Below are 26,386 nucleotides of genomic sequence, written 5' to 3'. Positions count from 1 at the left end.
CAAGCATTGGCTTTTTTATGGCGTTAACTGGATTGATAAATTGCTATATGTAAGCAATCTTTTTATTTCGTTTATAGAAATTTATGGCATATGCATAAAAATTTCGGAAAAGCTAATAGCATTAGGAGTTTTATTAACTATTCGCGAAAGTAAACTGAAAGGTAGTCGTTATATATGATGGAGGGTACTATGGAAACAGAACATAATCCGGAATTAACTGGTCCTGAAATTACAAGTTTATGGACACATTATCAATCTGAGTCATTAAACCTTCGAATAAACAGTTATTTGTTAAAGCATATCGAGGAAGTAAATAGCGAACTGAAGGAATTATTTCAAGGGGCTACTTCACAAGCAAATAAAAATTTGCAAGAGATTAAAGCTATTTTTGAGAGGATAGGATATCCGATTCCTCAAGGATTCACGGAGCAGGATGTGCATTTGGATACGCAGAAATTATTTACGGATAATTTTAGCTTGAAATTTCTTCATGAGATGAGCATTCATGGATTATCAGCATATTCGATTGCGTTAACGGTTTCAACACGCCAGGATATGCGACAGTTTTATCAGGATAAAATAAATTTCGGAATCCAACTTTTTAATCAAACCATTGAATTGTTACTAGCGAAAGGACTTTATAATCGACCACCATCACTACCAATCCCAGTTGGAATCGATTTTATTAAAACGGCAAATTTTTTTGATGGATTTTTCCAAGATAAAAGGGCATTAAATGGTAGTGAAATTAGTAATATCTTTTTTAATTTAGAGAAGAGTATTGTGACGAAGGCATTATTAATTGGATTCCATCAAGTAGTAAAATCGTCAGAGGCTAAAAAGATATTGGCTAACGGTATTAAAGTGAAAGAGAAGCATATTGATACATTCAGTCATATTTTAACAACGGATAATTTACCAGCACCACCTATTTTGGACGCTGAGGTTACGAGTTCTACCATTCCTCCATTTTCCGATAAATTGATGATGTATATGACCGGATTTTTGTTTAATACAGCTATAGCCTATTATGGTGCTGGGATGGGGACAACGATGCGCTCCGATTTAATTGTGAAATACGAACAATTTATACTTGAAGATCTAAAGTTTGTGGAAAATTGGACAGATTTCATGATAAAGAATCAATGGTTAGAACAACCACCAAAAGCAATGGATCGGAAAAATTTAGCGGAAGAAAAACCGCGTTAATATAAATAAGCAGAAGTTTTCTCTTTAAGAAAAATTCTGCTTATTTAGCTTTGCGGTTGAAACTTATTGTAAGAAACAAGAACTGTGGAAATGAATTTTATCATACTGTTCGTAATAGTCGTCTTTGAATACTCGTGTATAAGTAGTAGCAGTACTTATTAAAATATTTAATAAATAGGAATCGTTAGGTCATACATAATCGTTGGTCAAACATATAGAAAAATAGTGGGTAAAGTGCATCATCACTGAACGTACCCACTAAGTTTAGTATGTTTATATGCATCAATTATCCGGAAACTGTCCAGGATATTTGCGATCTTTTCTGCTTTTCTTCTTTTTCTTTTTATTGCTACCCAATATAAAAACTAAGACAAGCAGTAGCAACACAACTACGCTACCAATGATTGCCCATATCCATGGAAATGGATTGGTTTCCAGTTGGATTTCTCCTCTTGCTTCCATTTTCTGTTGTGTTTCTTCAATATCATTATTTTCAATTGTGATTGTATCCTCAAATGATTGATTGCTCCCATTTATATTAAAAGTGACATTAAGTGTATATGTACCAGCGGCCAATGTCTCATTTGCCCATCTAAACGGATATTGAAAAGTAGTCATAGGTGCCATTTTAAACTCGGATATTTCGCCCTCTTGTAGAAAATTTTCATCACCCTTTTTTGTTATCTTATATGTCCCTGTAATATTTGGTAAAATAACAGGCTGTTTATTTTCTAGTGGGAGCATGATTGCCGTTAGTGTTGGCGAATAAATAGGCTTAGTGACCGTAATAGTAGAAGTTGGTACTACATCCGTAATATCTACTTGCACACCTATGTTTACTGCACGATATTGATCAATTAGAAATTTAGAATTTTCATCTTCTCCAGAAACGGATTCTGTTCCTTTAAATACACGAAATTCGATGCTGCCGAGTAAAGTACCAGTAATATCCGGAATATTGACGGTAAAATCAATAACTTTTGATTCCAATGGTCCAAGTTCTATCTCGCTTGGGGTAGTAACATAGGGAATAAACTGATAATGTTCATTCGTAATACTAGTACCTTCGGCAGTAGTTTTCTCTTGATAAACAATTCCTTGTTCACCGCTATATGCGTTAAAGCTACTGATAGTTACTGTCAATGGGCTATTACTATCGTTGATTACTCTTGCTTGTAAAACTATTGCTTGATTGGGTATCCCTTTAAAATGGTAATAGCCTTTATTGTCAATTTGAGATGCAGGAAAAACTGGTTCCACTCTAAAGGCAAAATCATTTTCGTTTTCTGCTGCATAAACCATTAAAGTTGGGAAGGATAAGAAAAGAAAAGCGAATAAAATCCAAAAGCATTGTATGTATTTCATTTCATCACTCCTAATTAAAAAAGTCCCCCTTAGTATTGGAGGACTTCCTGAAAATTAACCATTAATAATGAAAATTAAGGAGTTTCGTTAAGTGTTACAGTTGCAGTTGCTTTATATGTTCTTGCGTAAGCATTTGCAGGGATGGAAAGCTCAACGCCTAAATCTGATACCTCAAAAGAACCCATTCCTTCATTCTCACCTGCTGAAATAATTTGTACTGGAGAACCTGTATCTAAAGCTACCCCAGTAGCTACAGTAGATATATCACTAGGATTAGAAGAACTGTCATCGAACTGAGTGATTACTGGTGATGTTTTTACTTTCAACGAATTTTCATTAAATATATATCCATCTGAAACAACAGCACCACTGGAGTCAACTTCTTGAAATTGGGAAAGAGTCAACTGTAAGCTCCAGCTTGCACCAGTTCCTCTAGCATTAACAATTTTTGAAATATTCCAATTCGCTTCACCTGTAGTTCTTGTACCATCTAATGTACCAGTAATAGTATTGAATTGAATATCTCCACCTGTTAAACTTCCGCCAGTAATTGTTGTTGTTGATTCGCCTGTTGTTTCAGCAGCAAAAGATTGTGCACTAAATGCTGTAGCAACAAGACCAAAGGCTGCTGTAAATGCCACTGCTTTTGAGAAAATAGTTTTTTTCATCTATGAATTCCTCCTAGAATGTTTGAGTTTTTATATTAAACGAATAATTTTCAACTTCATGTTGTTGACTCGATTCATGTTTCATTTTTTGATGTGAATTTTATCAACAATGTAATCATATAAGATTTATAGTTTTATAGATAGATTGATTCTGTTACCAAAAGTGGTTACGAATGGAAAAAAGAAAACGGTCTATTAGTAAAGTACAAATAAATGTAAAGTAGGAATCGATTCCTATCGTTTTTGGATAAATATAAGAAGGAAAGGTGATACATATTTTCCTTCTTTTACATGACAATAATTTCTGTAGAAGATTTGTGATAATTTCAATTTGGGTTACACTCGTTAACATAAACATAAGGAGAAACACCAATCATGAAGAGTCTTATTGATAACATAGTACAGGATAATCGAACACTAACTAGTATTTTTGAATTTTTTAGCGATCTTGTTTTTTTCATGGAGTTAGAGGACCAATCGATTCGATACCTCTATTTGAATCAACCAGCAATGAGATGTTTGAATAGGCATGAGAATGTGATAGGTAGCCGTATAGAGGATGTACTACCGAAGGAGAGAGCAAATATTTTAGCCGCTAAATATCGTGAAGTACAATTTACGAAACAAACGATGAAGTTTATTGAGACGATAGAGACTGCGGATGGACAATTTATTGGAGAGACTACACTAAACCCAATCATAACGAATAATGGACAGTGTAATTATGTAATGGGTATTGTCCGTGATATAACGGAGAAGATGACGAAGGAACAAGAGTTAAAGGCGACTAAAAGAAAATTAGAACGCAATCAAAAACGGTTAAACTCTCTAATTGAAAATAATGGTGATGCTGTATTTGAATTAAATTTAGATGGGAATATCAAAAAAGTTAATGATAAAGCAATAGAAATTACCGGTTACTCGGAGCAACAGTTGGTAGGAACGTCTGCATTGGTATTATTAGCGGAGGATAAAATAGAGGATACTATTGCAAATTTTGAAGAAGCCAATATTGAAACACAGGTAGTATATGAAAGCTGGGTGAATCATAAAAATGGTGAAAAGCTATTATTATTAATTAAAAACGTTCCCATTATTATAGATGGGGAACTTGATGGCTTCTTCATAATCGCTAAAGATATAACTGAACAAAATCGACTCCAGAAGCAAATACGTGAGAAGAGCGAGGAGCTAGAAGCATTTTGGAATTATTCTGTAGACCCAATTATTTATTTTAATATAAATGGGGAAATCGAACATGTAAACCCGGCTTTTGAAGAAACCTTTGGGTACAAAGAAGCAGAAGTGAAAAATACGAAAGATTTATTAGTTCCTTTCGAATTGAGAAGCCGATCAAAATTTGTTTGGCAAAAAATTAAAAATGGAGAAACTGTTCCATTATATGAAACAAAGCGGATTACAAAGAACGGGGTAGTATTGGATATACTTGCCTCTTTTGCGCCCGTATATGAAAGTGATGGAAAAATTAAAGGATCCACCGCGTTTTACAAAAATATAACGGAATTGAAGAAAGCGCAAAGGAATCTGCTTGAAAGCGAGAAAAAATATCGAATCATAACAGAGAATGCTTCCGATATCATTCAATTGATGGATGTATCAGGAATTATTGAGTATGTTTCCCCATCAATTGAGAAAATTCTTGGATATTCAGTACACGAGTATATAGGTAACCATTTTTCAATAGCGATTCATCCAGAAGACAGACAGAAAAAATTAACAGGCTTTCAACTCTTAAAGGATGGGATAGAGTCGATGCCTTCAGAGATTAGAATTAAACATCGAGATGGGCACTATGTATGGATGGAGGTTACAACTACTCATGTAATGGAAGCGGATGAGATAAAAAAATTTGTTACCATTGCACGGGATATCACCGAACGAAAAAAACTACGCGACGAATTAGCGAAGGCCGCATTTTATGATTATTTATCTGGACTTCCAAACCGGAGAAATTTTGATGAAAAGCTAACATTAGCTATTCAAGAGGCAAAAGCTTTGAATAAAAAGATTGCTGTTATGATGTTAGATGGTCATAAGTTCAAGCGTATTAATGATACCTTTGGTCATGATGCTGGGGATGCTGTAATTGTTGAAATGGGGAAACGAATTCAAGACAATATTAGAAATATAGATACCGTTGCTAGAATGGGTGGAGATGAAATGGCAATCATTATCACAAAGCTAAGTACGAGAAACGATGTAGTAGAAGTTGCTGAGCGAATTATTGGCTCTTTTCAAAAACCATTTTATTTTAATGGAAATAAAATCAATATCGGTGCAGGAATAGGAATAGCCATTTATCCAGATGATTCTACCAATCAAAAACAGCTAATTAAGTATGCAGATATAGCATTATATGAGGAAAAACAGTCTGGAATCGATGGCTGCCGATTTTATTCACTATTGGAAAATTAAATTATAGATACTTAATGACCGCCCAATTACGGGCGGTTTATTGTTTATAGAAAAACTCAATTTTCCTATAAAGAATCTAAATATGAATGATTTATGAACAACACCGAAATAGTATTGCGAAACAGGAAGAGAATATTGTAAAATTAATTTGTGAAATGTTTCACAAACAATATTGAATTCATAGGAGGATTACCATGAAAGCTGCTATCGTAAGTTCTGAAAATAAAGGTAAAGTAGAAATTAAAGATGTGACATTACCTCCATTAGCACCAGGGCAAGCGCTTGTTGATATTGAATATTGTGGTGTATGTCATACTGATTTACACGTGGCAAAAGGGGATTTCGGAGAAGTTCCAGGACGTATTCTCGGTCATGAAGGAATCGGAATTGTTAAAGAAATCGCTCCAGACGTAACAAGCTTAAAGGTGGGAGATCGTGTAAGTATTGCTTGGTTTTTCCAAGGCTGTGGCACTTGTGAGTACTGTTTAACTGGTAGAGAAACATTTTGCCGAAATGTAAAAAATGCTGGCTTCACAGTTGATGGTGCAATGGCAGAACAATGTATTGTCGAAGCAGATTATGCAGTAAAAGTTCCGGAAGGTCTAGATCCAGCTCAAGCAAGTAGTATCACATGTGCTGGTGTGACATGCTATAAAGCAATTAAAGTGTCTGATGTAAAACCGGGTCAATGGATTGCTATTTATGGATGTGGTGGATTAGGAAATCTTGCTATCCAATATGCAAAAAATGTATTTAATGCAAAAGTAATTGCAATTGATATAAATGATGATAAATTACAATTAGCAAAAGAAATTGGTGCAGATCTCGTATGTAATCCATTAACAGATGGAGATGCAGGAGAATGGATTCAAGATAAAGTTGGTGGAGCTCACGCAGCAGTTGTTACAGCTGTATCAAAAGTTGCCTTTAATCAAGCAGTCCATTCGGTACGTGCTACTGCAAAAGTGGTTGCAGTTGGACTTCCTCCAGAAACAATGGACTTAGAAATCGTGAAAACGGTATTAGATGGTATTCAAATCATTGGTTCTCTTGTAGGAACACGGAAAGACTTAGAAGAAGCATTCCAATTTGGTGCAGAAGGAAAAGTTGTTCCGATTGTACAAACAAGATGTCTTCATGAGGTAAACGATGTATTTGAAGAAATGGAGCAAGGAAAGATTCAAGGACGGATGGTTATTGATATGCATAAATATCATCATCATTAATTAAATTTTTATTTAATTTACTCCGGCAGAATACTAAACAACCTAGTATTCTGCCGTTTTATATAGGAGCAAGTAGGATAATTATGTATGTTTCACCTTCTAACAATTTTTGATTGCAAAGCCATTCTCAATAAAAAGAGAACTGATGGAGTAGTGGCGAATCAATTATCCTATTGTCATGTTGAGAAAGTCAAAAAATATTATAAGAATTGGTTGACAATGATAATGATTATCATTTACAATTTAAATGATAATGATTATCATTATTATTTTGTCCAAATATTTGAACTTATTAGAACAAAAGTCTAATAGTTTTTTATATTGCCAGTCATTATCAAGAAAATGATGAATTTTATTTATGAAATTCACAAAACCTATGGCCAAATACTCGAAGAAAGTGACCGTGAGCTATGAAGAAAAGATACCTGATAATCGCATTAATCATACTTTCTATCTGCTCTATTTTTATCGGAGTAAGTGATCTTTCACCTATGGACTTGTTCAGCCTAACAGATGAAAATGTTCAAATATTAATGGTTAGTAGGATACCACGGTTAATCAGTATTCTGATAGCTGGATCAAGTATGAGTATTGCAGGCTTAATAATGCAACAGCTTAGCAGAAACAAATTTGTTTCTCCTACAACAGCAGGGACAATGGATTTTGCTAGACTTGGTATATTGGTCTCATTAATGTTTTTTACGTCAGCAGGCTCTCTTGTGAAAATGTTGGTAGCGTTTTTATTCGCTTTAGCAGGAACATTTTTATTCATGAAGATTTTAGACCGAATCAAGTTTAAAGATGCTATATTCATCCCTTTAGTAGGATTAATGTTAGGGAATATCGTTAGCTCCATATCGACCTTTTTTGCCTATCGAAATGATTTGATTCAAAACATTTCATCTTGGTTAATTGGTGATTTTTCACTAATCTTAAAAGGAAGATATGAAATTATTTACATTAGTTTGCCTTTACTCATTATCGCCTATCTATATGCAAATAAATTTACAATAGCAGGTATGGGTGAAGATTTTTCGAAGAATTTAGGATTAAATTATCGACAAGTTTTAAATCTAGGTTTGGCAATTGTCGCATTAATTACTTCATCTGTGATATTAACCGTAGGGACAATTCCATTTTTAGGCTTAATTATTCCTAATATTGTTTCCATCTATCAAGGGGATAATTTGAAAAAAAGTCTTGGGCATACTGCACTACTTGGTGCCGTGTTTGTTTTGATTTGTGATATTCTCGGAAGAATTATCATTTATCCGTATGAAATCCCAATTAATTTAACCGTTGGTGTCATTGGAAGTGGAATATTTGTGTACCTATTATTGAGGAGAAATAAGCATGAATCATAAGTCGAAAACATGGTTACTAGCAGGGATTTCCGTACTTTTCGTAGTGCTCTTCCTATTTATCGATATCGGTGGTAACTGGGAATACATATTAAAACGAAGAGCAATCAAAATAGGTGCAATTATTGTTACAGGAGCTGCCATTGCTTTTTCAACGGTTGTTTTTCAAACGATAACACAAAATCGGATTTTAACACCGAGTATTTTAGGCCTAGATTCTTTATATATGTTAATTAATACCGTTGTTATATTCCTTTTTGGATCTTCTACATTAACAATGGTAGATCGAAACATCCAATTTATCTTGATTGTATTTATTATGGTGTTGTTTTCAGGCGTTCTGTTTAAAATATTGTTTAAAAGAAAAAACCAAAATATTTATTTCTTATTATTAGTTGGTTTTATTATCGGTACATTTTTTGAAAGCTTTTCATCGTTTATGCAGGTGCTTATTGATCCAAATGAGTTTCAAATTGTTCAGGATAAGATGTTTGCATCTTTTAATAATGTTAATACCGATGTGTTGTATATAGCGTCAATACTCATTATTCTAGTTACGCTTTATTTCATGCGATTAGTGAAATATTTGGATGTATTAGCACTTGGAAGAGATACAGCGATAAATCTTGGTGTTGACTTTGATTATGTGGTGAAACGCCTGCTCATTGTTGTCGCTATATTAATATCGATTGCAACAGCACTTGTTGGTCCAATTATGTTCCTTGGGCTGTTAGTAGCAAATCTTGCATATGAATATTTGAAAACATACAAGCATCAATATTTGATTTTAGGTTCGATATTTATCAGTATTATTGCATTAGTTGGCGGACAATTTATAGTAGAAAATGTATTTACTTTTTCTACAACATTAAGTGTCATTATTAATTTTGTTGGTGGAGTTTACTTCATATACCTTTTGTTAAAGGAGAATAAATCATGGTAGATATTAAGAGTGTTACAAAGCGCTATGGTGCAAAAGAAGTAGTGAAGGATGTATCCGTGAAAATCGCAAGAGGGAAAATTACTTCTTTTATTGGTCCGAATGGTGCTGGGAAAAGTACCTTACTATCTATGGTTAGTCGTCTCATCTTAAAGGATGAAGGGGAGATACTAATTGATGGTAATGATATTAGCAAAGGGAAAAGCAGGGACCTCGCCAAGAAAATTTCGATTTTAAAACAGTCGAATAATATTAATTTACGGTTGACCGTACGCGAGTTAGTTTCCTTTGGGCGTTTTCCGTACTCTCATGGCAAGCTAACAAAGGATGATTGGCAATTTGTTGATGAAGCCATTGATTATCTTGGTCTGAAAGAAATCGAAAATCAATATTTAGAGGAATTGAGTGGTGGACAACGACAAAGAGCCTATATTGCTATGGTCGTTGCACAGGATACAGAATATATTCTACTAGATGAGCCATTAAATAATTTAGATATGAAACATTCTGTACAAATCATGAAGACATTGCGAAGACTTGTCGATGAATTAGGAAAAACGATCATTCTTGTCATACATGATATTAATTTCGCATCCGTTTATTCCGACTATATCGTGGCGTTAAAGGACGGTAAAATCGTCCGCGAAGGAACTACAGAAGAAATAATCAATAATAGCGTATTACGCGATATTTATGATATGGACATTTCCATTCAAAATATCCAAAACTGCCGATTCTGCTTCTATTTCCAATAAGAAATCGGCTTTTCGAACAATAAAAAAAGAATATGTGTCAATTTGGGTGGGTTGCGCGCAAAGGTAAATTGACACATATTCAAACATAAAAGAAAAAAGGTTACCTATAATTTTAAAAGATTATATACAAATTTTCAATAAAAATAACACAAAGTACTATTAATCCAAAAAATGAGGTGTGAAAAAATGAAAAAAAGTATATATTTAGGTTTATTTCTAATGCTTTCGCTAATTCTTACTGCATGTGGAACAAGTGATTCTAATAGTAATGCTAGCAGTGGGGATAAAGAAAAAGAAACAGTATCCATTAAACATGAGTTAGACGAAAATGAAGTAGAAGTACCAAAAAATCCGAAAAAAGTAGTAGTATTTGACTTCGGTTCACTAGACACATTAGATAAAATGGGAGTAGAAGTAGTTGGTATACCAAAAGATTCGCTTCCTACATACTTAGATAAATATGCAGACGATAAATATGAAAACGTTGGCGGATTAAAAGAACCAGATTTCGAAAAAATAGCAGAAATTGGTCCTGATTTAATCATTATCTCTGGTAGACAGGGAGAACAATATGAGGAATTTAAAGAAATCGCACCAACTATTTATTTAGCACTTGATACTTCAAACTACATTGATTCCTTTAAAGCAAATGCGCGCACATTAGGAAAAATATTTGATAAAGAAGATTTTGTAGAAGATGAACTTGTAAAAATTGATGATCGGATGGCACAGGTCAAAGAAGAAGTAACAGCATTAAACAAAAATGCATTAATTATTTTAGCAAATGATGGAAAAATTAGTGCATATGGAGCAGGTTCTCGTTTCGGCTTAATTCATGATGTATTAGGATTTACACCAAGTGACCCTAATATCGAAGTTTCTACACATGGCCAAAGTGTTTCTTTTGAATATGTAATGGAGCAAGATCCTGATTACTTATTTGTTGTTGACCGCACAGCAGTTGTTGGTGGAGAAACTGGTGCAAAAGAAGTAGTTGAAAATGAACTTACGAAAAATACAAAAGCATATAAAGAAGGACATATTGTCTATCTAGATCCAGATTACTGGTACTTATCTGGTGGCGGATTAATTTCTGTTTCGGAAATGATCTCTGAAGTGGAAGCAAGTCTGAAGTAATTCAATTATACGTAAGAAGAGTAAGTAGCATTCTGACTGCTTACTCTTTTTTACGTTCTTTTTTAATTTCACTATTCAATTTATAATAAGAATAATGAATCAAAAATACAAACAAGAAGAGGCGTATTTCCTTTGAAGAAAATTTATAGTGATTGTATACAATTCCGCGGTACCCATTATGATTTTGGATATTTACAAGGAGAACTATTAAAGAATTCTTTAACCGTCAAAAATAGAGAAAAACAATGGAAGGTAAGAAAACCACGCTTTGTTGTGACTCCGGCAGAAGTGCAAGCTGTTTTTAATCGATTTGCACCGAAAATATGGGATGAACTAATCGGGTTACAAGATGCATTACAATGGCCAATCGAACGTGTCTTACAGGAGTTTGGCGGATATCGTATTAATTATGTTAAATCTGGATGTTCAATTTTAACAGGGAATGGGTATCTTATACGCAATTATGACTATCATCCAAAAACATATGATGGTCGTTATATGATTTTTCAACCGACAGATGGTGGCTATGCAATGATTGGTCCAAGTCAACGAACCACGGGAAGAATGGATGGCTTAAATGAGAAAGGGTTAAGCATGGGATATAATTTTATGCATCGTAAAAATCCTGGAGATGGCTTTGTTTGTAATATGATCGGACGCATGATTTTAGAAAACTGTGCAACAGCAAATGAAGCAGTGGAGTTTTTAAAAGAAATTCCACATCGCCATTCATTTAGTTATTTTGTTTACGATAAAACGGATGAACATTACATTGTGGAGGCTACGCCGCGAAGTATTGAAGTACGAAAATCAAATGCATGTAGCAATCATTTTGAAATTTTGGCTGAGGAAAATCGCCATCATTTAGTGGACTCTAAACGTCGGTTACAACGAATGCAAGAGGCACAAACAGCTGAAAATCGACTAAGTGGTTATGAAGCCTTTCGATTATTAAACGATACAGATCAAGGTGTATTTTCAAAGCTGTACGGCAGTTGGGCAGGTACTATTCATACATCTGCATATTTTCCGAAAGAAATGAAGGCTTGGTTTGCATTAGGTGGCGACCAGGAACCGACGGTCTTTGATTTTGGCAAATGGCTGCAAGGGGAAGAAATGAACTTAAAAAAAATTACTGGGGAAGTAGATACTGATATTCCATTTGTTCATATGGATGAAGGAGCGGACTGGACGAAAAGGTAGTTTATATATTTAAACGGTAGGGAATAGTAGACATGGCAGCTTTATCGAATAATTAACATCATCCAAGGAGGTTAGCATTAAGTGGGATTAGAATTTACGGATATTCCGGTTTTAGAAACAGAGAACTATCGATTAAGAGGAGTAACAATTGGAGATGCAGCGGATTTATTTATGTTTATGCGTGATTCGGACACGATGAAATTTATCACCCCACATCTTGTTAAAACAGTGGAGGAAATGGAAGAGAAAATAAATAATCATCTCCAAAATTTTTTACAATCCAAGGAAATTCCCTGGGTAATAATTACTAAAGAAACCGATAAGGTTATCGGAATGGTCCGTTTTCATAAATTGCATTTGTGGCATCGAAAAACGGAGATCGGGGTCGCAATTTGTAAGGAATATCAAGGCAAAGGAGTAATGACGGAAGTAATGAAAGAATTATTACGCTTTGGTTTTCTAGAGCTGAAATTAAACCGGATTGTAGGAGATATATTTGCTGAAAATATTGGTTCAAAAAAATTATTAGAAAAATTTGGTTTCCATCAAGACGGCATCCTTCGACAAACTGATTTCGATGGAGTAGAATACCATGATACTATCGTTTACTCGATGTTGAAACAAGAATATGTAGAAACGAAGCGATAAGGTTTATGTACATATATTTTTCGGTAAAATAATTATTCCTAACGGGTTCTTTACTTTGATAGATATTACACACGGAATGAAATAGGCTAGTGCAGCAGTCTTCTCAGAGTCCCACCCACCATTGTTACGCATATGATGGTAATACATCACGATTGGTGAGGAGGAGTTTAAATGGGAATTTTCATAAATAATGGTGATCATCCCGATGTGTATAAAAATAATGGGGAACTTATCGAAGCAAACCAATCGTATTGGCGATTGGATTATTTAAATAGATTGCTGCAGGATCAATACGAAGGAAACATAAAATTATACAATTCTCTTGAGAATATAAAAAGTATTGAAAATACGCGCTCGAAGCAATTAGATACGGTAGATAAGAAATTAACGGAATTAAAGACTAACTATCTTCAACAACAGCAAATTGGAACAGATGTTGTGCAGCAACTAGTGAGAATGGAAAAGAGTGATTTTGTTCAGCAAGACCAAATCCGTTCGTTAGCAATCCGTGAAGATGAAGTACTTTTAAAAATAGAAAAAATCAGCAATTCCAATCAAGAAATGACAAGAAATCTAGAAAAATACCAAATATTATTTAATAGTTTAATGGAAGGAATTGCCAACTTATCAAAATTACAGCAACAGACATTACAAGTTTTAGCAAATCATGAAGAGATATATTATAGCCTATTTGAAAAGCTGGAAAGTCATTCCAATGATACGCTAAACCGTTTAGTGGCGCAAGAAAATATCCAAACAATGTTGTTGGCAGAATTTGAGTCACAAGGTAAAGAACTTGTGGAACGGTTCACCGGGCAAGAGAATACCCAGTCCGAAATTCTACAAAATATACAAGATCAAGCAACTGTACAGCAAAACCTACAGAAGCATTTGGTAGCCCATGAAAATATGGATAGTATGATTAATGAACGATTAGATAACCAGGAAGCATTGACTGAAAAATTATTGAGACAGGTTACACATTTACGAACCATCCTCTTTGAAAGAACGAGTTATTTATCGGAGCTAATTGAAAATAGTTATAAAAAAACATCAACCTATTTATCTAACTTACTATCCGGTACAAAGGAGCCCTTCACATTCCAATTGCTACCGTCTAGTAAGGATAAAGATAAAGATAATAATAATGAGTAATTCATCTATTGGCGATACTGTGGAGGTATCGCTTTTAGTATTGATAGGGAAATCGAAGGGAAATATTGCAATATAGTCGAGGACAAATTTATACTACCGTATTCATAACGCTACTATTTTAGTTTGTGATATAATCTTATTGTAAGCGTTACTAATTAGTTTGGAAGGGAGTACGAGCATATTATGGAAGCACAAAAATTTCGAGGATATATCGGTACATATACAAAAGGGGATAGTGAAGGTATCTATTTCTTTGAATTAAATATAGAAACAGAAAAGATTGAAAATATAAAGCCTGTAGCTAGATTAGGCAATCCTACCTATGTAAATGTTAGTAAGGATAATCAATACTTATATGCGGTAGGAAAAGACGGTGGAAACGGTGGAGTTGCGGCTTATCGTATTAATAAAGAAACTGGGGATTTAACGGAGCTAAACAAACAGCTTATGGAAGGTGCTTCCCCTTGTTATATTGCAGTGGACAGCAATAATAAAACTGTTGTAGCTGCAAACTATCACAAAGGGTTAGTGGAAGCATTTTTAACGAAAGCAGATGGTAGCCTTCACCCACAAGCTTCTTTTGTTCAACATGAAGGAGAAGGTCCAAATAAAGAAAGACAAGAGAAGCCACATGTTCACTACTCGGATTTTACTCCAGATGAAAAATATATTGTCGTAGTGGATTTAGGAACAGATAAGATTGTAACGTATGAAGTGAATGATGGACAACTAACTGAAGTACAAAGCTTGACTGTCCGTTCAGGAAGTGGTCCTAGACATTTAACATTTCACCCAAATGGTAAATTTGCCTATGTAATGACAGAGCTTAGTAATGAAGTTATTGGATTAACATACAACGCTGAAGACGGTAGCTTCCGTGAATTCCAATATATTTCCACAATCCCTGCGGATTTTACTGAAAATAATCAAGGAAGTGCCATTCATATTTCTCGCGATGGACGATTTATATATGCAGGAAATCGTGGACATAATTCTATAGCAATTTATCGGGTGAATGAAGAAACAGGTGAACTAACATTCGTGGAGTATGCTTCCAGTGAAGGGGATTGGCCACGTGACTTTATTTTAGATCCAACCGAAAATTATTTTATTGGATCGAATCAAGAATCTAGTAATATCGTTTTGTATCGAAGAAATAATGAAACAGGAACATTGACGGTATTACAATCAGAAATAACCGTTCCACATCCTGTTTGTGTAAAATTTCTAAATTATTAATATTAGAAAAAAAAGGGATATCCGTTTGAATGGATATCCCTTTGCTTAAGCTATTATTTGATTCCTTGCATATGCTTTTGAATAATAGGTGAAATGATAAATAGAATAATACCAAGTAAAATCGCCATTCCACCAATCACACCGAAATAAATCATTTCAGTTTCTGGTTTATAAAATTTCACTATTTGTGCATTAATCGCTTGTGCAGCAGCATTGGATAGGAACCAAAGACTCATTGTTTGAGCGGAAAAGGCTGCAGGCGCTAATTTAGTAGTAGCGGATAATCCAACAGGTGATAAACATAATTCCCCAAGTACTACGACAAAATAGCTTAACACTAACCATAATGGATTAACTAATGAATCCGTACCACCAAGATACGCAGGTAGTAAAATAACGATAAAGGATAATCCAGCAAACAATAATCCAAAAGAAAATTTCTTCGGAATCGATGGATTTTTATCTCCTAATTTGATCCAAAACCAACCAAAAATAGGTGCAAGCACAATGATAAATAATGGGTTCATCGATTGGAACCATGCAGGAGAAATATTAATCCCTGCAAAATGCAATTGTGTTCGTTTATCTGCATAATTTGCTAGGATGGTAGAACCTTGTTCTTGGATCGCCCAGAACATTACAGACGCAATGAATAATGGAATATAGGCAAGTAATCTGGATCGTTCAACTTTCGTAGTTTTTGGACTACGATACATACTAATAAAATAAATTGTAGGAATTAATATACCTAAAATTCCGACAAGTGCGACAAATCTATCGAAGGTTAACCAGCCATTTGGGATTAAAATGGCACATAGGATTGCTATAACTAAGACAGCAGCACCAAAGATTGAAAAGACTTTTTTCTTTTCATGGGCTGATAGTGGGTTTGCAATGTAGCTTCCTGCCAAACCTAAATTTTTTCGTTTGGAAATAATAAATACGATTAATCCAACTAACATACCAACTGCCGCAAAAGAAAAACCTAGATGAAAACTATAGTTAGTTCCAATTTTTCCGACAATAAAAGGTGAAATAAATGCACCTAAGTTAATTCCCATGTAAAAAATACTAAAACCAGAGTCACGACGCGCATCATTTTCATTATAAAGGTCTCCAACGATGCTCGAAACATTTGGTTTTAATAATCCAGTTCCTAGAACGATAAGTACCATTGATACCACAAATAATGGAAAGCTTCCAGGGATAGCAAGTGCAATATGCCCTAGCATGATTAATATTCCACCGTAAAATACTGAATTAGAAGTACCAATCAATCTATCAGCAACCCAACCACCGATGATTCCTGACATGTAGACTAAAGAACCGTAGATTGACATAATCGCTAATGCAGTAGGTTCTGGTAAACCTAAACCGCCTTTTGTTACTTCGTAGTACATATAATAGACTAGGATTGCTCTCATTCCATAATAGGAGAATCGCTCCCAGAATTCAGTAAAGAATAGTGTAAATAAACCTTTAGGATGCCCAAAAAAGCCTCTCTGTGGTACACTATCAACAATTTTTTGCTTGTCTATAGGTGTCACAAATAACTCCTCCTTTATTATCTTAATATAATAATATGATTTATCTGTATTTGTCAATTTAAGATTATATCTAGTTAAATTATATTTTCTCCTTCGAATTTTTCGAAAAATCGACAAATTACGAGATTTGGTTTCGTAAAAAAGATAGTATTTAGTATATTAAAAATGAATATGAATTTCATTGGAATTATATGGAAATATATTAAATTATTTCGATATAATAATTTGATGATTATGAAGGTTATTATTTGAATAAAATCTCAAACACTACTGTATAAACGAGGAAGGAGGGATATTTACTATGGAAATCAATTTGTAAAAAGCGGGTAACTACATATTGACGTGCCGCAAAAGAAATAAGTGTAATCGATCAATGAATGGGAGGCAAGGAGAAATTCGTATGCTAGAGAAAGTAAAGTACAATCTATCACTAAGCTAGTGCAAACAAAAAAGACTACATTTGCATTGTCCTTGTAGTCTTCTAGCCTATGTTTAAAGTTGTAATGCTTCTTTATTAATGGAAATTAATAAGTTATTTATTTGTGAAACGTCTGGTTCCTCAGGAATGCTTGATGTTCTATAGGCGACCTGGAGCTTTTGATCATAATATTGTATTAGTTCCATTGCTTCAGAAAAGCTGTACTTTCCATTTCGACAATCAAGTAAAAGCTGTCTTTTCGGATGGTAGGTGTGGAAATTTCCAGTTTCAAGAATTTCAATGGCACTTGTGAGAAGGCGGATACTGTGCATAAACATTTTTGTGTCGTATCGTGCTTCCGTTCCGATAGTATGGGTGGAATGTGGCTTTGACAGCTTTTTTATTTGCGATTGCGCATAACCATTATATTTTTTATATACCCGTTTGGATAAAAAAAGCTGGCGGTTGTTGATAAGCATTTTGCCAAGCTCGGTTACTTTAAGGTAATCGTTTGTTTGCATAAACAATAACTCCAAATTATTTGGTACACCCTTTATTGCATCTTTTACAAATTTATTTATATGGGTAATGGTGACATCGATATCATCCTTAGTATTTCGATATTTTTTACCACCTGTTGTGTTGAATTCGTTGAACGATTGCAATCCTAAATAAAATTCAATTGGTGGAATACAAATGCCTTTATAATCTTTATCAGAGCTATCGGTATTTGTTCCGTATGCAAAGCTACCAGATGGAGCAAGTAGGATCGTTCGTTCCGCTAGCCATGGGAAATTTGTGTCTTTAAAGATATCCATATTTTCACCTCTTATCATAGGAAAAAGCATAAATGTGCTGTCCAAACAGACTTCTTTATTGTTACACTTTTCGTATGGAATTTAAAAAAGAATCAAAGCATTATTCTTTGATTCTAGTGGAAAACAGTCTTTAATGAAAATCAAAAGCGATTTTCTTTTCTTTTTCATCCCATTTTAACTTCGCTGCAAATGTTTTTTCTTTACTTTTGAAGTTTTCGATTTTATCTGTAATGCCATCCTTCAGTAATTTCTTTACTTGTGCCTGGGTGATGGTTTTTCCAAGTAGTTTTTTGGTAATGGTAAAACTACATCCGTTTTTTTGATAGTTGGCACAGCCATAGAAATTTCCTTTGTCAACCACCTTGCCACCACAAAGCTTGCATGTACCTAAATTAGTTGCTGATTGCCTTTTATATTGTCTTGGAACGAAGGCTTCTACTAGTTCGTTTTCAAATGACCATTCGTTAACGTGCTGTGATGTCTTTGCAATTAAATGGGTTACCATCTTGTTCGTTAATTCCATAAATTGTTTAGCATTTGCTTTCCCTTCGGAAATCTCTTTTAGTCGTTGTTCCCATTTTGCCGTCATTTCTGGTGAAGCGAGTAATTCACCGCCAATTGCTCCAATTAAAATCTTTGCCTTTGCTGTTGCGTAGACAAGATTTTTTTTAATGTCAATATATTTGCGGTCCTTTAGCATTGTAATGATTCCGGCGCGGGTTGCCTCGGTACCAAGGCCCTCGGTAGCGGTTAATACTTTTTCTAATTCTTTATCCTCAATATGCTTTCCTGCTGATTTCATTAATGTTATTAACTGACCTTCTGTATATCTTTTTGGTGGCTGTGTTTTACTTTCTTTTACCTCCACCTTTGCAACTTGACCACTGTCACCCTTTGCTAATTGTGGAAGCTCCGGTTCATTTTCTTTATCCGATGCCGGAATTACTTTCCGCCAGCCCTCCTGTAGCTGTACTTTTCCCTTTGAAATGAAGGTTGCTCGTCCATCAACTAAAGTTGTCAACGTCGTATATTCATAGACGGCTTTTTCGTAATGGGCTGCAATTAAACTGCGGGCAATTAAATGGTATAACTTTTGCTCATCACTGCTTAATCGTTCCATATTTGGCACTTGTTCCGTAGGAATAATTGCATAGTGATCGGTTACCTTTTTTTCATTAACATATCGTTTATTATTTGCGATTGATGAAGTCGGTAATGGGAAAAGGTTAGCAAACTGCGGAATCCTTTCGATTTTTTGTAAAATTTCCGGAAAGGTTTCCGCTTCCCCTGGTGTTACATAGCGTGAATCGGAACGAGGGTAAGACACAATGCCTCGTTGATATAGAACTTGCAAAACATCTAATGTTTTTTTCGGTGGAAATTTATACAAACGATTAGCTTCCGCTTGTAATGCGGATAAATTATATAGAAGTGGTGGGTAAAATTCTTTTTGCTCCGCTTCTACATTGGAAATAGTTGCATCCTTCTTTTTACAAAAGGATGCAATTTTTTCGGCAAGCTCTATTGTTTGGATATGTGAATCTCCATCGTTTTGCCATTTGCCACGGTATTTTTTTCCGCTAAACGTAAATTGTGCGTGAACCTCCCAAAATGGTTCAGAAACAAATTTCTCAATTTCTAGCTCTCTTTTAACAATTAGTGCTAGTGTTGGTGTTTGCACGCGCCCCACAGAGAATACATCGGAAAATCCTTTTTGCTGGAGAAGTAAGCTATATAATCGGGAAGCATTGATGCCAACGACCCAATCTGCACATGCTCTTGTATATGCTATGCTTCAAAATAAAGGCTTCTAGTGTCAGCTTCATTTAATAGCTTCTGAAATCCTTCTGTAATCGATTTTGGTGTTAAGGAGGAAATCCACAAACGTTTCATCGGTTGTTTTGCATTGGTTAATCGAAGAATATTTCGGATAATTAGCTCTCCTTCGCGACCAGCATCACCTGCGTGAATGATTTCTGTTACTTTTGGATCGTTAACTAATTTTTTTATTATGGCAAACTGCTTTGCTTTATCTTTCGTGACAGTATATTGGAATTGGTCTGGAATTATCGGTAACGTATCAAGTGCCCATTTTTTCCATTCTGGATGATATTTTTCAGGGGGAACTAGCTCACAAATATGCCCAATTGCCCATGAGATGTAAGCACCTTCTGGAAATATAGTATTTGGTAATATTTCAATATATCCATCTGCTTTTTTTGTTTTAAAAACAGATGCAAGGGTTCTGCCTTGATCCGGTTTTTCCGCTAATATAAGTTTCATCTTTCAAGTTTACTCCTTTACGATTTTTATAAATAATGACGCTTTATTTTTTCAACATAGCATTCATTAAATGAGATAAACCGCATTTGTTTTTTCTTTATCCTTAATGAGAGGTAGTTTACGAACGTTTTCATTCTATTTCATTGTTGGAAGAGGTGTTGGAAAATGAAAAGAAAAATAGTGGTAGTAGTGAGGGAGGAGAAAAGGGTAGGTGGGTAGTTTTATTGTATAGTATTTTTGCCGAATTGTTAATGGAATTTCTTTTCGTTTGTATGGTAGAGGCTGAAAATTACCTATATTATTAGCTAATAAAACGTCAGGGGAATTTTTCTCCTGCCGTTTTATTGGTTGTGTATTATCCCTCAAAAATAGCTGGCTTGTCTAAATATGGTGCTTCTATTTCGACTTTTTTTAATGTAATCGGGTGAATAAAGGAAAGAAATTTTGCATGTAATGCCTGCCGATGTACTATCGGCTTCCCCCCATATAAAACATCCCCAACAAGCGGATGTCCGATGGATGACAAATGGACCCTGATTTGATGAGTTCTACCTGTATCGAGACGACAATATATTTGACTAATCTTTGTTTTCTCGTTGTAATGGATTACCTCATAATGGGTGATAGCATCCTGCCCTGAAGGGGAAACTCTCCGTCTTGTTGGATGATGTCTGTCACGACCGATTTTTTTATGAATTGTTCCTTTTTGCTGTGCCAGTTTGCCGTGTACAAGCGCAGTATATGTTCGTTTTATTTTTCTTCCTTCGAGCATTTGATCAAGTAACACACCACTTAAGGAGTGCTTAGCGAACAAAATCGCACCAGTAGTATCCTTATCAAGCCGATGGATATGCTGGACTTTCGCAATTTCCCCTTTTTTCTGTAAATGATGTGCTACTGCGTTAGCTAATGTATACGTATCGCTTGTATCGTTTGGGTGGGTTGCTAAATTTGCCGGTTTATTTACAATCAGTAGGTGTTCATCTTCAAATAAAATTTCGATATCAATAGGGGTAGGTAAAACACCATATTCTTTTTCTGTAAATACCGATATGGATAAAGTATCGCCAGTTGCTAATTTCGTAGAAAAAGGGATAGGCTGTCCATTGATATGTATCGATTTATCCATCCGATATTGATGAATCATTTTCCTTGGCAGCTTCCAAAATTCTTTAAGTAATTGTTCAATTGATAAACCATCCCAAATCTCTGGAACGACGATGTTTAAGTAGTTATTCGTTTTAGCGGTTTCCATTTATAGTTCCTCTCATGTACAAAAATTGTTTCGTTTATTTGTCCGAGTTAGAAAATTATCGGGTATCTACCAAATATTTCACACGGCACCTTCAATTCCCACTCTATCATACGTTCTCTTTATGTTATTCTATTAGTAACGTTTTTACTAAGGAAACAGTCAAGAGTAATCAGTCGAAATACGAATTGTATAAAGGTGGGTCGTCATTGAAGATTGTTTATGCTTCAACCCCAGAACAAGAAAGTAAAATTAAGCATTTGGTTGAATATTTTTATTCCACCATTTTTCCAAAGTATTTTTCAGATGATGAAATTCATTCCTTTATTGAATGGAATTTTTTAAATGTATCCAATCAAAATCAGTTGTCAGGTACGTTAAAGGAATCATATCAAATTATCAGCAGTTTAGAAATTCTCATTTCGCTTATCGAGTCTAATCATATGGAAAATAGACATCATTATCAACAAATGTTTGAGAAAAATGCTGAAATTCTTAATGAAGTAGATATGACGTTTCCGTTTACCTATGATCAATTTATGGGAGATAAGGATATTTCATTGGAGTCTGGAAGTATTTATATTAAGGCTGCTAATGAATGGTTAGTTTAACGCGTAAAATACATAGATGTTTATCTATTGTATGTACGTAAATTCACTATGAATCTTTATCAACAGGCAAACGAAAATATAAAACAAAAGAGGATACCCATCACAAAACATCTTTTCCATTACTAAAGCATATCAAAATGCACATATGCTTAGATATGCAGTCGGGAAGAGTGCTTGTGTTGGGTATCCTCTTTATTTTGTAAATTACTCTAAAACATTTTCCTCAAACCATTGCTGGAATACTTCTTTTTCACGATATCCATCGATTCGGGCTACTTCTTTTCCATCTTCGAAATGAATAATCGTTGGAGTTCCTTTGATTGCGTAATCATCCCAGCCTTCTTCAAACTCAAGAACATTATACATTTTTAAATCAATGCCTAAATCCTTTGCTAAAGGAGCAACAATTGGTGTAGTCTTTTGACAATGTGGACATTCAGGACTGAAGAAATAAACAGTTTCTGTTTCTCCATTTTCTAATTCTTGCTTTAGATCATCCGGCAAAATAATATTTGCATAATTTTTATCTTTAAGTTGATCAATGGTCGATGCATGCAAATCATTAGTTTTATACGGATTGTCCTTTAGTGCAGCTTGCTTCTGGTAATAATTTAATAAACCGATGGCTCCAAAAATAATGATAATAATTCCTAAAAAGATAAGGATCTTTTTCAAGCTATTTAGCCTCCTTCAATTGCTTCCAAATAAGTAAACTAATGATGAATATTATTAGAAAGGCAAGTAATGCTAAAAATGGTATGGTAATAAAACCAAACCAATTAATGTATTGAGCAGTACATGGAACTTGTCCACAAAAACCAGTTGAATCACCAAGAACGGTTATTTTTTGTATCGAATAATGATATATCGAAATGATTCCCCCGGCTGCTGACAAAATCATTGCATATAAACTCATATGCCAGTCTTTTCGAACATATGCAATCCCTAATAGGATAGTCATTGGATACATTAAAATTCGTTGGTACCAGCATAATTCACAAGGAATATATTGCCTGATTTCGGAAAAATATAAACTTCCAAACATGGCAATAATAGAGGTAACCCAGCTTAAAAAAAATAAATTATCCAATTTTTTGTTTGCAGACAACCAATTCACCCGCCTAAAAAAATCTAATTTTTTGAAATCTATGCCACTGTATTTTACCATATGTCATTTAAGAAACGGTAACAAAATGATTACACTCCTGTCATTTCTGTCATTTTTCGCTTGCATATAACGCAAAAAGAAAGACCATGCAATTTTCCCATTTGCACGGTCTTATCTATCGTTTCTTTCGTAAATTATCGGCTTAAATGGAATACCATATTTCCTCTTGAACGGTAGTTGCCTGAGCATCTGCATAATCTACATATTGTAGTAATGAAAATAAATATTTTTCAACGACTCGGTCATCTGTTTGGTAGTAATAGGCGTGTAAAAAATGTTCAATTTTTTTTGCTAAAAAATCATCTTTTGTTCGAACCATTAAGATAAGCAAATTGTCCCATTGGGAACGGTATGTGTAATATAAAGCTCTGTCATAATCAACTTTGTTCATTATGTTTCCTCCTTTGAAGGAGTTGTTAATAGTATAAGCCCGGTAGGTGTAATTTTTTCACTGAAAAACTTTACAGTACTGTAATTACTGGACCGTATGTATTTACCAGTATATTCGGCGATTGGAAAATGGTTTTTCGTAAAAAATAAGCAACATCTGTACTGAGAAATAGAATATCCTGCATGCTTGTGGGAAAAGAATTGGATAAGGAGTGCGAATGAAAAAAATACCACTAATTCCAATCATTATTATTTTTTTCTTACAATCTGTTCAAACTGGACAAGCTTACACAATTGAAGGAAAACATCCATATGATTATGAACAATTGATTACCGATTTAAATGGATTAAAGCAAGAGTATTGTAATACGTTAACAATCGAGCAGATTGGTCAAAGTCATCTTGGAAAACCAATTTGGGCAGTACATCTTGGGCGAGGAGAAAAAAATATTCTCCTGGTTGGTGCCCATCATGGTAGGGAATGGATTACTTCCAACTTATTAATGATGATGCTGGAGCACTATGCAAATGCTTATACAAACAATATACGTGTCGGTTGGTTTGAACCGTCAATACTCGATAAAGTATCGATTTGGTTTGTACCAATGCTGAATCCGGATGGAATTTCCATTCAACAGGGAAAAATTCCTGAAAATATGCGAGAGAAAATTACTTCTTTCAATGATGGCTCCACTAATTACCATCGTTGGAAGGCAAATGGTGTTGGGATTGATTTAAATCGTCAATATCCTGCTGGTTGGAGTACTGTACCATCGCCGAGCAAACCATTTTATAAATTTTATAAAGGCAAGCAGCCACTTGAAGCAAAAGAAGTTCAAGCGCTCGTGCAATTTGTGAAGAAAATTAAACCACAAGCTGCAATTACCTATCATTCCTCTGGTCGAGAAATTTTCTGGAGATACGGAAATCACCAAAATATTTTCCGGGATTTTCAAATTGGACAAAAGCTATCCTTCTATACGGGCTATCCTTTAGCAACCCCTCCAAAAAACGCAACAGGAGGTGGATTTACCGACTGGTTTATTGCAGCATTTAATCGACCAAGTTTTACCCTTGAATTATGTGATTTTCAGGGGGAAACAAATCCACCAATTGCACAGCTTCATGAAGAATGGGAGAGAAACCAGTATATCGGATTCGTTTTAGCGGAAGAAGCAGAAAAATTTTAGTGCATACTTCGAATGCTTTTAATAAAAAATAGAAAAAACGATTAGGAGGTTTATGATGAAAAAAATATTATTTCTATTGTTACTTTATACGTTGATTATTTCTAGTCCATTAACCGGTCATGCACAACAAGATGGCTATGAAAAATATGGTCGAATTGCCACTGCTGTCGTTCGGGAGGATTATCCTGGCGAGGAGCTTGTGGAGTATGAGTATGTAGGAAGAGAAAAGAAATCAGATGATGAGGTTACCGATACTTTTCGATTTGAAGTAGTTGAAAACGGACAGTCAAAATTTATTCGGGTCATTATTTCCCATCATTTGGCAAATAATAAATTAGTCACATTAACCGTACAGGAAGAATAGAAATATATTTTATATCTAGCTTTGAGTGAATTATTGAAGAGACTATCGGTAAAGCTTATCGGCAGTCTCTTCATAATGTGGTGAATTTATTCTTTTTATTATTGGTAACGTTCCAATTTTGAAAAGAAGCCTTTTACAAATTGATAAAAAACATTTTCAGAAGGGGCTAACTCCCGATGCTGAGGAATAATAATTCCGACCGAGCGTTTCACTTCTGGAAATTCAATGGGGATTTTTTTTGTTAACCTTGGCACATTATCATAAAGTGAATTATCAGGTAAAATACTAACCCCAATACCCGCAGATACTAAACCTTTTATGGCATCCAAATCTTCTCCCTCAGAAGCAATTTTTGGTGCAAATCCTGCTTGCTTACAAGCATCAACCACAATTTTCCGTAAAATATAACCTCCAGCAAATAAAATAAAATCATCATTTTTTAACTCAGTTAAAAAAATACTTTGTTTTTTTGCTAATGGGTGTGTAATAGGAACTAATGCAGAAAAGCTCTCGGTAAATAATACATATGGATGCAGATCATTGTCATCGGTTGGAACTGGCCCAAGAAATGAAATATTAATTTCCCCATTTTTTACGGCATTAATTAAAAATGAATAGGAGCCTTGACGTAAATGAAAGGCAACATTCGGATGCTCTTGTTTAAATGAAGAAATAATAGTCGGTAAAAAATAACTGGCTAAGCTGGATGGGTAACCAATTTTTATCGTTCCGTGCTCAGGGTCAAGGAATTCATCAACCTTTGTTTTTGCATAATCAATCGCATCTAATGCTTTTTTTGTGTGGAATAAAAATATTTTTCCGATTTGTGTGAGCTTGACACTTCTTCCAACACGTTCAAATAATTTGACCCCCAGCTCTGCTTCGAGCTTCGTAATTTGCAAGCTTACAGCTGATTGAGCGACATGGAGATACTCTGCAGCAGAAGTCATATGCTCACGATCAGCAACCTCTACAAAGTATCGAAGTTGGCGGAGTTCCATAA

Annotated in this window: 23 protein-coding genes and 1 pseudogene; 14 read left to right on the top strand and 10 right to left on the bottom strand. The window is 34.7% G+C overall.

The genetic code is table 11. The annotated features are described in order from the left end of the window. Window positions 1-189: 189 nt before the first annotated feature. Window positions 190-1,209 carry a DUF3231 family protein gene (locus OEV98_RS03245; protein ID WP_263071764.1) on the top strand — a complete coding sequence of 340 codons (1,020 nt, stop codon included), beginning with the start codon at window positions 190-192 and terminating at the stop codon, window positions 1,207-1,209. A gap of 282 nt (window positions 1,210-1,491) precedes the next feature. Here the strand turns inward: OEV98_RS03245 and OEV98_RS03240 are convergent, their stop codons facing one another. Together OEV98_RS03240 and OEV98_RS03235 are read right to left on the bottom strand one after the other, a co-directional pair. Then, on the bottom strand, window positions 1,492-2,574 hold the full coding sequence (locus tag OEV98_RS03240) for a DUF916 and DUF3324 domain-containing protein (protein WP_263071763.1): 1,083 nt from the start codon (window positions 2,572-2,574) through the stop codon (window positions 1,492-1,494). Between the two features lie 74 nt (window positions 2,575-2,648). Beyond that, complete coding sequence (locus tag OEV98_RS03235) at window positions 2,649-3,242, bottom strand: WxL domain-containing protein (protein ID WP_263071761.1); 594 nt, start codon at window positions 3,240-3,242, stop codon at window positions 2,649-2,651. A gap of 375 nt (window positions 3,243-3,617) precedes the next feature. Between OEV98_RS03235 and OEV98_RS03230 the strand changes: the two genes are divergently transcribed. The 10 genes from OEV98_RS03230 (at window position 3,618) to OEV98_RS03185 (ending at window position 15,342) form a co-directional block, all read left to right on the top strand. Beyond that, the gene (locus tag OEV98_RS03230) at window positions 3,618-5,678 is read left to right on the top strand and encodes a sensor domain-containing diguanylate cyclase (protein WP_263071760.1); all 2,061 of its coding nucleotides are present in this window, start codon (window positions 3,618-3,620) and stop codon (window positions 5,676-5,678) included. 194 nt (window positions 5,679-5,872) lie between these two features. Further along, the gene (gene adhP / locus OEV98_RS03225; RefSeq protein WP_263071759.1) at window positions 5,873-6,904 is read left to right on the top strand and encodes an alcohol dehydrogenase AdhP; all 1,032 of its coding nucleotides are present in this window, start codon (window positions 5,873-5,875) and stop codon (window positions 6,902-6,904) included. 410 nt (window positions 6,905-7,314) lie between these two features. Further along, on the top strand, window positions 7,315-8,268 hold the full coding sequence (locus OEV98_RS03220; RefSeq protein ID WP_263071758.1) for an ABC transporter permease: 954 nt from the start codon (window positions 7,315-7,317) through the stop codon (window positions 8,266-8,268). Beyond that, window positions 8,258-9,208 (top strand): iron chelate uptake ABC transporter family permease subunit, encoded by a 951-nt coding sequence (locus tag OEV98_RS03215; RefSeq protein ID WP_263071757.1) that lies wholly within the window; start codon window positions 8,258-8,260, stop codon window positions 9,206-9,208. The genes OEV98_RS03220 and OEV98_RS03215 overlap by 11 nt, the downstream gene beginning before the upstream one ends. Beyond that, complete coding sequence (locus tag OEV98_RS03210) at window positions 9,202-9,960, top strand: iron ABC transporter ATP-binding protein (RefSeq protein ID WP_263071756.1); 759 nt, start codon at window positions 9,202-9,204, stop codon at window positions 9,958-9,960. Before OEV98_RS03215 ends, OEV98_RS03210 begins: the two co-directional genes overlap by 7 nt. 186 nt (window positions 9,961-10,146) lie before the next feature. Further along, entirely contained in the window at window positions 10,147-11,097 is a 951-nt protein-coding gene (locus OEV98_RS03205; protein WP_263071755.1) for a siderophore ABC transporter substrate-binding protein, read from the top strand. A gap of 132 nt (window positions 11,098-11,229) precedes the next feature. Then, complete coding sequence (locus tag OEV98_RS03200) at window positions 11,230-12,300, top strand: C45 family autoproteolytic acyltransferase/hydolase (protein ID WP_263071754.1); 1,071 nt, start codon at window positions 11,230-11,232, stop codon at window positions 12,298-12,300. Window positions 12,301-12,381: 81 nt separating this feature from the next. Next, complete coding sequence (locus OEV98_RS03195) at window positions 12,382-12,948, top strand: GNAT family N-acetyltransferase (RefSeq protein ID WP_263071752.1); 567 nt, start codon at window positions 12,382-12,384, stop codon at window positions 12,946-12,948. Window positions 12,949-13,119: 171 nt separating this feature from the next. Continuing rightward, window positions 13,120-14,103 (top strand): coiled-coil domain-containing protein, encoded by a 984-nt coding sequence (locus OEV98_RS03190; protein WP_263071751.1) that lies wholly within the window; start codon window positions 13,120-13,122, stop codon window positions 14,101-14,103. 180 nt (window positions 14,104-14,283) lie between these two features. Next, complete coding sequence (locus OEV98_RS03185; RefSeq protein ID WP_317633783.1) at window positions 14,284-15,342, top strand: lactonase family protein; 1,059 nt, start codon at window positions 14,284-14,286, stop codon at window positions 15,340-15,342. A 53-nt stretch (window positions 15,343-15,395) separates the two neighbouring features. Here OEV98_RS03185 and OEV98_RS03180 read toward each other — a convergent pair whose 3' ends face one another. From OEV98_RS03180 to OEV98_RS03165, 4 genes and pseudogenes are all read right to left on the bottom strand, one after another. After that, complete coding sequence (locus tag OEV98_RS03180) at window positions 15,396-16,889, bottom strand: peptide MFS transporter (protein ID WP_263071749.1); 1,494 nt, start codon at window positions 16,887-16,889, stop codon at window positions 15,396-15,398. Window positions 16,890-17,381: 492 nt separating this feature from the next. After that, window positions 17,382-18,125, bottom strand: a complete 744-nt coding sequence (locus tag OEV98_RS03175; RefSeq protein WP_263071748.1) for a nucleotidyltransferase domain-containing protein — start codon at window positions 18,123-18,125, stop codon at window positions 17,382-17,384. Window positions 18,126-18,255: 130 nt separating this feature from the next. Continuing rightward, window positions 18,256-20,408 (bottom strand): annotated as a pseudogene (locus OEV98_RS03170) (DNA topoisomerase III). A 355-nt stretch (window positions 20,409-20,763) separates the two neighbouring features. Then, entirely contained in the window at window positions 20,764-21,663 is a 900-nt protein-coding gene (locus OEV98_RS03165; RefSeq protein WP_263071747.1) for an RluA family pseudouridine synthase, read from the bottom strand. Window positions 21,664-21,869: 206 nt separating this feature from the next. Here OEV98_RS03165 and OEV98_RS03160 point away from each other — a divergent pair, with 206 nt between their 5' ends. Further along, complete coding sequence (locus tag OEV98_RS03160; protein ID WP_263071746.1) at window positions 21,870-22,271, top strand: YhcU family protein; 402 nt, start codon at window positions 21,870-21,872, stop codon at window positions 22,269-22,271. A 204-nt stretch (window positions 22,272-22,475) separates the two neighbouring features. On the opposite strand, the gene OEV98_RS03155 is transcribed toward OEV98_RS03160, so the two are convergent. The 3 genes from OEV98_RS03155 to OEV98_RS03145 form a co-directional block, all read right to left on the bottom strand. After that, entirely contained in the window at window positions 22,476-22,946 is a 471-nt protein-coding gene (locus tag OEV98_RS03155; protein ID WP_263071745.1) for a thioredoxin family protein, read from the bottom strand. 1 nt (window position 22,947) lies between these two features. Then, window positions 22,948-23,379 (bottom strand): disulfide oxidoreductase, encoded by a 432-nt coding sequence (locus OEV98_RS03150; RefSeq protein ID WP_263071744.1) that lies wholly within the window; start codon window positions 23,377-23,379, stop codon window positions 22,948-22,950. 202 nt (window positions 23,380-23,581) lie between these two features. Next, on the bottom strand, window positions 23,582-23,830 hold the full coding sequence (locus tag OEV98_RS03145) for a YhdB family protein (RefSeq protein WP_263071743.1): 249 nt from the start codon (window positions 23,828-23,830) through the stop codon (window positions 23,582-23,584). Between the two features lie 217 nt (window positions 23,831-24,047). On the opposite strand from OEV98_RS03145, the gene OEV98_RS03140 reads away from it, so the two are divergent. Next, window positions 24,048-25,019, top strand: a complete 972-nt coding sequence (locus OEV98_RS03140; RefSeq protein ID WP_263071742.1) for a M14 family zinc carboxypeptidase — start codon at window positions 24,048-24,050, stop codon at window positions 25,017-25,019. Between the two features lie 55 nt (window positions 25,020-25,074). Further along, window positions 25,075-25,383 (top strand): YqzG/YhdC family protein, encoded by a 309-nt coding sequence (locus tag OEV98_RS03135; RefSeq protein ID WP_263071741.1) that lies wholly within the window; start codon window positions 25,075-25,077, stop codon window positions 25,381-25,383. Between the two features lie 98 nt (window positions 25,384-25,481). Here OEV98_RS03135 and OEV98_RS03130 read toward each other — a convergent pair whose 3' ends face one another. Next, on the bottom strand, window positions 25,482-26,384 hold the full coding sequence (locus tag OEV98_RS03130) for a LysR family transcriptional regulator (protein WP_263071740.1): 903 nt from the start codon (window positions 26,382-26,384) through the stop codon (window positions 25,482-25,484). Window positions 26,385-26,386 lie beyond the last annotated feature (2 nt).

Origin of the sequence: Perspicuibacillus lycopersici, from assembly GCF_025660475.1 — a bacterium.
GTDB classification, from domain to species: Bacteria; Bacillota; Bacilli; order Bacillales; family Caldibacillaceae; genus Perspicuibacillus; species Perspicuibacillus lycopersici.
This window is presented reverse-complemented; position numbering and strand designations above follow the sequence as displayed.

Coding starts and splice junctions, on each gene's coding strand:
- OEV98_RS03130 (WP_263071740.1), bottom strand. CDS start 26,384: ATGGAACTCCGCCAACTTCGATACTTTGTAGAGGTTGCTGATCGTGAG.
- OEV98_RS03235 (WP_263071761.1), bottom strand. CDS start 3,242: ATGAAAAAAACTATTTTCTCAAAAGCAGTGGCATTTACAGCAGCCTTT.
- OEV98_RS03145 (WP_263071743.1), bottom strand. CDS start 23,830: ATGAACAAAGTTGATTATGACAGAGCTTTATATTACACATACCGTTCC.
- OEV98_RS03230 (WP_263071760.1), top strand. CDS start 3,618: ATGAAGAGTCTTATTGATAACATAGTACAGGATAATCGAACACTAACT.
- OEV98_RS03220 (WP_263071758.1), top strand. CDS start 7,315: ATGAAGAAAAGATACCTGATAATCGCATTAATCATACTTTCTATCTGC.
- OEV98_RS03210 (WP_263071756.1), top strand. CDS start 9,202: ATGGTAGATATTAAGAGTGTTACAAAGCGCTATGGTGCAAAAGAAGTA.
- OEV98_RS03165 (WP_263071747.1), bottom strand. CDS start 21,663: ATGGAAACCGCTAAAACGAATAACTACTTAAACATCGTCGTTCCAGAG.
- OEV98_RS03205 (WP_263071755.1), top strand. CDS start 10,147: ATGAAAAAAAGTATATATTTAGGTTTATTTCTAATGCTTTCGCTAATT.
- OEV98_RS03135 (WP_263071741.1), top strand. CDS start 25,075: ATGAAAAAAATATTATTTCTATTGTTACTTTATACGTTGATTATTTCT.
- OEV98_RS03175 (WP_263071748.1), bottom strand. CDS start 18,125: ATGGATATCTTTAAAGACACAAATTTCCCATGGCTAGCGGAACGAACG.
- adhP (WP_263071759.1), top strand. CDS start 5,873: ATGAAAGCTGCTATCGTAAGTTCTGAAAATAAAGGTAAAGTAGAAATT.
- OEV98_RS03245 (WP_263071764.1), top strand. CDS start 190: ATGGAAACAGAACATAATCCGGAATTAACTGGTCCTGAAATTACAAGT.
- OEV98_RS03140 (WP_263071742.1), top strand. CDS start 24,048: ATGAAAAAAATACCACTAATTCCAATCATTATTATTTTTTTCTTACAA.
- OEV98_RS03240 (WP_263071763.1), bottom strand. CDS start 2,574: ATGAAATACATACAATGCTTTTGGATTTTATTCGCTTTTCTTTTCTTA.
- OEV98_RS03215 (WP_263071757.1), top strand. CDS start 8,258: ATGAATCATAAGTCGAAAACATGGTTACTAGCAGGGATTTCCGTACTT.
- OEV98_RS03190 (WP_263071751.1), top strand. CDS start 13,120: ATGGGAATTTTCATAAATAATGGTGATCATCCCGATGTGTATAAAAAT.